At 75.3% G+C, this 7,111-nt stretch carries 2 protein-coding genes; both read left to right on the top strand.

The genetic code is table 11. The annotated features are described in order from the left end of the window. Positions 1-3,849 (top strand): SDR family NAD(P)-dependent oxidoreductase (locus G4D87_RS30495; protein WP_163786217.1); only part of this gene is annotated, 3,849 nt, incomplete at its 5' end. Next, positions 3,846-7,111: type I polyketide synthase (locus tag G4D87_RS30500; protein WP_163786218.1), on the top strand; the 3,266-nt coding region annotated here is incomplete at its 3' end. The genes G4D87_RS30495 and G4D87_RS30500, both read left to right, overlap by 4 nt.

Consider the following 7,111-nt stretch of genomic DNA (forward strand, 5'->3'; position numbering starts at 1 on the left):
GACGGGCAGGGGCACCCGGTGCTCGGCGTGTCGCGCCGGTCCTCGCTGCGGCCGGGGGCGCGCTTCTGGGACGTGGACGTGGCGGTGGAGCGGCTGCCCTACCTGAAGGACCACCGCGTGCAGGGCGCGGTGGTGCTCCCGGCGGCGGCGTACCTGGACTGGGCGCTGGCCGCGGCGCGCGAGGGCCTGGGCGACGGCCCGTGGGCCCTGGAGGACGTGCGCATCGACGAGGCGCTGGCGCTGCCCGAGGAGGGCTCACGGCCGACCCAACTGGTGCTGACGTCCGAGCCGGCCGGGGGCGCGTCGTTCAAGGTGTCGAGCTTCGTGCCCGTGTCGGGCGCGGGCGCCGAGGTCTGGACGGCGCATGCGTCCGGGGCCGTGCGTCCGCTGGGCGCTGGGGGCGAGGCGACGGCGGTGCCGCTGGACGAGGTGCGGCGGCGGTGCGCCCCGTCGCGCGACGGGGCGGCGCACTACGAGGAGATGGAGGCGCGCGGCCTGGGCTATGGGCCGACGTTCCAGGGGCTGCGCGAGGTGTGGCGGCGGGATGGGGAGGCGCTGGGGCGGCTGGAGGTGCCCGAGGCCCTGGGCGCCGTGCGGGGGCTGCACCCGGCGATGCTCGACGCGGGGCTTCAGGTGCTCCTGGAGGCGCTGCCCGCGGGCGGCGGCACCCACGTTCCGGTGCGGGTGCGCCGCTTCACGGTGTCGCGCGCGAACACGCCCGTGCGCTGGGCCCACGCGCGCGTGGCGGAGCCCGTCGCCGGTGAGCCTCTCCTGGAGGCGGACGTGTGGCTCCTCGACGCGGAGGGGCTGCCCGTGGCCGAGGTGCGGGGCCTGGTGCTGGCGCCGCTCGCGGGACAGCGCGACGCGCGGCGGGTGGCCCAGGACCAGGCGCTCTTCGAGCTGGCGTGGCACCGCGTGGAGGCGCCCGCGACGGTTACCTCCGCGGGGGCGCCCTGGCTCGTGCTGATGGATGGGCAGGGCCACGGCGCCGCGCTCGCGCGCCACCTGGAGGCGCGAGGCGAGACGTGCGTGCGGGTGGACATGGGGACGGGCTTCCGCGCGCTGGGGCCCGGGCATTTCGAGGTGGCGCCGGGCTCGCGTGAGCACTTCCAGCGGCTGCTGGCGGAGGCGTTCCCGGACGGCGCGCCCTGTGGCGGCGTGGTGTACCTGTGGGCGCTGGAGTCCGCCGAGGTGGAGGTGGCCGGGGCGCGCGCCAGCGACGAGGCCGAGCGGTGGTGCGGCGGCGCGCTGCACCTGGTGCAGGAGTTGACGCGGGCGGCCTGGCGCGCCGCGCCCCGGCTGTGGCTGGTGACGCGCGGCGCGCAGGCCGTGGGCGAGGAGCGCCGGGTGTGCGCGGTGCAGGGCGCGCTGTGGGGCCTGGGCCGCGTGGTGTCGCACGAGCATCCGGAGCTGCGGTGCACCTGCGTGGACGTGGAGGAGCTGGCGCCGGAGGCGGTGGCCCCGGCGCTGGCGTCCGAGCTGCTCTGTGGCGCGAAGGATGAGCAGGTGGCCCTGCGCGCGCGGGGGCGGCACGCGGCGCGGCTGGCGCGGCGCCTCCCGGTGGAGTCCTCGCGCGAGTCCGTGGAGCCGAGGCTCCCCGCGGCGGGGCGCGCCTTCCGGGTGGAGATTCCCACGCCCGGCGTGCTGGACCGGCTGGTGGCGCGGGTGGCCGAGCGGCGGCGTCCGGGGCGCGGCGAGGTGGAGGTCCAGGTGGAGGCGGCGGCCCTCAACTTCATCGACGTGATGAAGGCGATGGGCATCTATCCGGGGCTGCCACCGGGGCCCGTCTCGCTGGGCGGCGAGTGCGCCGGCCGCGTGGTGTCCGTGGGCGAGGGCGTCACGGGCCTCGCGCCGGGACAGCGGGTGGTGGCGGTCGCCGGGAGCAGCCTGGCCTCGCACGTCATCGCGGACGCGCGCTTCGTGCGTCCGTGCCCCGAGCGCCTGAGCGCCGAGGAGGTGGCCACCGTGCCGCTCGTCTTCATGACGGCGTGGTACGCGCTCGAGCACCTGGGCCGGCTGCGTCAGGGGGAGCGCATCCTCATTCACTCTGCGGCCGGAGGACTGGGGCTGGCGGCGGTGCAGGTGGCCCAGGCCCGGGGCGCCGAAATCTTCGCCACCGCGGGCACGCCCGAGAAGCGCGAGTTCCTGCGCGCCCTGGGCATCGCGCACGTCATGGACTCGCGCACGCTGGCCTTCGCCGACGAGGTGAAGCGGCTGACGAACGGCGAGGGCGTGGACGTGGTCCTCAACTCGCTCTCGGGGGAGGCCATCCCCCGCGGCCTGGAGCTGCTCGGGCCGGATGGCCGCTTCCTGGAGGTCGGCAAGCGCGACATCTACGACGGCCGGGCGCTGGAGCTCACGCCGTTCCGCAAGAGCATCTCGTACACGGCCATCGATTTGGCGGGCCTCCAGACGCGCAAGCCGGTGCTGTTCGCGCGGCTGCTCCAGGAGGTGATGGAGCAGGTGGAGTCCGGCGCGCTGCGGCCCCTGCCGCACCAGCGCTTCCCTGTCTCGCGCGTGGCGGAGGCCTTCCGCGAGATGGCGCAGGGGCGGCACACCGGCAAGCTCGTCATCGGCATGGAGGACCCGGCGCTGACGGTGGCCCCCGCGCGCGCGGGCTTCCGGGTGCGCGCGGACGCGACGTACCTGGTGACGGGCGGCCTGGGCGGCCTGGGCCTGTCGGCGGCGACGTGGCTGGTGGCGCACGGCGCGCGTCACCTGCTGCTGATGGGCCGCTCCGCCCCGTCCGACGCCGCGCGCCGGACGCTGGCGGAGCTGGAGGCGCGGGGCGCGCGGGTGGAGGTGGCCCGGGCGGATGTCTCGGACGCGGAGCAGCTGGAGGCCGCGCTGGCGCCGGCGCGGAGCGGGGCGCTGCCGCCCCTTCGCGGCGTGCTGCACTGCGCGGGCGTGCTGGAGGACGCCACCCTGGCGCGGCTGACGACGTCGCACCTGCGCACGGTGATGGCGCCCAAGGTGCGTGGCGCCTGGAACCTGCACCAGCTCACGCGCGACGAGCCCCTGGACTTCTTCGTCCTCTACTCGTCGGTGGCGTCGCTGCTGGGGCTGCCGGGCCAGGGCAACTACGCGGCGGCGAACGCGGCGATGGATGCGCTGGCGCACCACCGGCGCGCGGTGGGCCTGCCGGCCCTGAGCGTCAACTGGGGCCCGTTCGCGGACGTGGGCCTGGCCGCCGCGCAGGCCAACCGGGGCGAGCGCCTGGCGTACCAGGGCATGGCGAGCTTCACGGCGCGCGAGGGCGAGGCGCTGCTCCAGCGGCTGCTCGAAGAGGGCGCCACGCAGGCCGCCGCGGTGCGCCTGGACGTGCGCCAGTGGCTGGAGTTCTTCCCGTCCGTGGCGCCCCTGCGCGTCTGGTCCGAGCTGAGCGCGGAGGGACGGGGCGAGGTGGCCCGCCCCGGCTCGGACTTCCTGGCCGCGCTGAGGCAGGCGGAGCCGGGCGCGCGCCTGGAGCTGCTGGAGGCGCACCTGCGCGAGCGAATCGCCCAGGTGCTCCGGCTGGAGCCCTCGCGCGTGGGACGGGCGGACCCGTTCCGGGCACTGGGGCTCGACTCGCTGATGAGCCTGGAGCTGCGCAACCGCGTCGAGGCATCCCTGGGGCTGACGCTCTCCGCGACGCTCTTGTGGACGCACTCCACGCTGGGCGCCTTGAGCGCCCACCTGCTCGAAAGACTGGAGCTCGCGCCGGTGCGCGAGCCCGCAACCCCTTCACCGTCGACGGAGGGCCAGGAGCGCGTGGCCGAGGAGTCCGCCGCGGAGCTGGCGGCCCTCTCGGATGAGCGCCTGCTGGACCTCTTCGACGATGCGCTGACCGCGCTGGAGAACGAATCGTGAGTGACGCGACCCATGAGAATGAACTGAAGCAGCGCATGGCGCGCGCCGTGCTCGCGATGCAGAAAGTGCAGGCGAAGCTCGACACGCTCGAGAAGGCGCGCACGGAGCCCATCGCCATCGTCGGCATGGGGTGCCGCTTCCCGGGCGTGGCGGATTCGCCCGAGGCGTACTGGAATCTGCTGGAGGAGGGGCGGGACGCCGTGCGCCGCGAGCCGGCGTCGCGCCGCCAGGGGCCGGAGTCGGGCGCGCCTCGCTGGGGCGGCTACCTGGAGGAGGTGGACGGCTTCGACGCGGACTTCTTCGGCATCTCCCCGCGCGAGGCGGCCAGCCTGGACCCGCAGCAGCGGCTGCTGTTGGAGGTGAGCTGGGAGGCGCTGGAGGACGCGGGGCAGAACCCGGAGAAGCTCCTGGGTTCGTCCACCGGCGTCTTCGTGGGCATCACCGGCAACGACTACGAGCGCGTGCTGCCCATGGGCGCGGACCAGCTCGACGCCTACTACATCACCGGCAACGGCCACTGCTTCCCGCCCGGGCGCGTCTCCTACGTGCTGGGCCTCCAGGGCCCGAGCCTCGCGGTGGACACGGCGTGCTCGTCGTCGCTCGTCGCGGTGCACCTGGCCTGCCAGAGCCTGCGGCTGGGGGAGTGCAACCTGGCGCTCGCGGGCGGGGTGAACCTCATCCTGGACTCGCTGAGCACGGAGATGATTGAGCGCACCCAGTCGCTGTCACCCAACGGGCGGTGCAGCACCTTCGACGCGTGGGCCAACGGCTTCGTGCGCGGCGAGGGCTGCGGCGTCATCGTGCTCAAGCGCCTGTCGGACGCGCAGGCGCAAGGGGACACCATCCTGGCGGTGGTGCGAGGCTCGGCCATCAACCAGGACGGCCGCTCGACGGGGCTGACGGCGCCCAACGTGCTCGCGCAGCAGGCGCTCCTGCGTCAGGCGCTGGCGAACGCGCGGGTGGAGCCCTCCGCCATCGGCTACATCGAAGCGCACGGCACGGGCACGTCGCTGGGTGACCCCATCGAGGTGGAGGCCCTGGCCGACGTGGTGGGCGCGCCAAGGGCGGACGGCAGCCGGTGCGCGCTGGCGTCGGTGAAGACGAACCTGGGCCACCTGGAGTCCGCGGCCGGCATCGCGGGGCTGATGAAGGTCGTGCTCTCGATGCGGCACGAGCGCATCCCCAGGCACCTGAACTTCACCCGGCTCAACCCGCGCATCCGCATGGAGGGCACGGCCTTCGTCATCCCGGCGGAGGGCGCGCTGCCGTGGGCCCGCTCGGAGAAGCGGAGGCTCGCGGGCGTCAGCTCGTTCGGCATGAGCGGGACGAACGCGCACATCGTGCTGGAGGAGGCCCCCGCGCGCGCGGTGCCCTCGGTGGCCCCGAGCCGCCCGGCCTCGCACCTGCTGCTCTTGACGGCGAAGTCGGAGGACGCGCTGGTGGAGCAGGCGCGCCAGTACGCGAGCCACCTGTCCGCGCACCCGGAGCTGGACGCGGCGGACGTGTGCTTCACCGCGAACACCACGCGCGCGCGCTTCAACCACCGGAGTGTGGTGGTGGGCGAATCGACGCAGGCGCTGGCCGAGGCGCTGCGAGGCTTCGCCCGGGGCGAGCTCTCGGACGCGGTGGCCTCGGGCGAGGTGGCGCCTCGGGCTCCGCGGGTCGCCTTCCTCTTCACGGGGCAGGGCAGCCAGTACGTGGGCATGGGCCGGGAGCTGTACGCGACCTCGCCGGTGTTCCGTGACGCGCTGGACCAGTGCGCGCGGCTGCTGCGGCCCCGGATGGAGCTGCTGCCCGTGCTCTTCCCGGCCGAGGGGGCGCACTCCCCCATCGACCAGACGGAGTACAGCCAGCCGGCGCTGTTCGCGCTGGAGTACGCGCTGGCGCAGGTGTGGAAGGGCTGGGGCGTGGTGCCGCACGCGGTGATGGGCCACAGCGTGGGTGAGTTCGCCGCCGCCGTCGTCGCCGGCCACCTGTCGCTGGAGGACGGCCTGGCGCTCATCGCCGAGCGGGGCCGCCTGATGCAGGCGCTGCCCCCGGGCGGTGCGATGCTCAGCGTCTTCGCGACGGAGGCCCAGGTGCGGCCGTTGCTGGCGCCGCACCTGGACCAGGTGTCGCTGGCCTGCCTCAACGCGCCCGGCCAGGTGGTGCTGTCCGGCGCGGGCGCGGTGCTCGCGCGGCTCGACGCGGAGCTTCAGGCGCAGGGCGTGCGCACCAAGGCGCTCGTCGTCTCGCACGCGTTCCACTCGCCGCTGATGGAGCCGATGCTCGACGCGCTGGAGGCCCAGGCCGCCCGCGTCACGCCGCTGCCGGGGGCGATTCCCCTCGTGTCGAACGTGACGGGCCGGCCCGTGGGGACAGGGGAACTGGGCGCGCCGGGGTACTGGCGCCGCCACGCGCGCGAGCCGGTGCGCTTCCAGCAGGGCATGGAGTCGCTGCGCGAGCTGGGCATCGACGTGTTCGTCGAGGTGGGCCCCACCGCCACGCTGCTGGGCCTGGGCCGGGCGTGCCTGGGCGAGCAGGCGGCGTGGATTGCCTCCTTGCGCAAGGGGCGTCCGGAGGGGGCGCAGTTGCTGGGCGCGCTGGGGCGGCTGTTCCTCCAGGGGCACGACGTGGACTGGCGCGCGGTGGACCCGGAGCCGTCGCGCAGCAAGGTCGCGCTGCCCACCTACCCGTGGCGCCGCCAGCGCTACTGGCCCGTCGTGTCCGCGCGGCTCTCGGTGGAGCGCTCGGAAAGCGCCCCCGCGCATGACGGCGCCGTGGCGGCGACGACGCTGGACGCGGACTCGCTGCTCCAGGTTCGCTGGGAAGCGTCGACCGCGAGCGGTCCGGGTGAGGGGGCTCCGGGCGCGTGGATGCTGCTGTGCGACCAGGGGGGCGTGGGCGAGGCGCTCGCCGCCCGCCTGGAGCAGCGAGGTGTGCCGCACGTCAAGGTCTACGCGGGCGCTTCGTCAGTGCCGGGGGCCCTGGCCGTGGACCCGGCCGACGGCGTGGCGCTGGCGAAGCTGTGGCGGGAGCGCTTCCCGCAGAGCCTGCCGCGCGCGGGCGTGGTGCACCTGTGGGGGCTGGATGTGCCGGGCGTGGAGTCGCCGGGGGCCCTGCGGAGCAGCGCCCGGGAGCGCTGCATCAGCGTGGTCTCCGCGCTGCGGGCGCTCGAGTCCTCCGAGGCACTCTCCGGTCGGCTCTGGGTGGTGACGCGCGAGGCGTGCGCGGTGGAGGCGGGCGGGGCCCCGGTGGAGCCGTCGCAGGCGCTGCTCTGGGG

The organism is Myxococcus vastator (genome assembly GCF_010894475.1).
GTDB lineage: Bacteria > Myxococcota > Myxococcia > Myxococcales > Myxococcaceae > Myxococcus > Myxococcus vastator.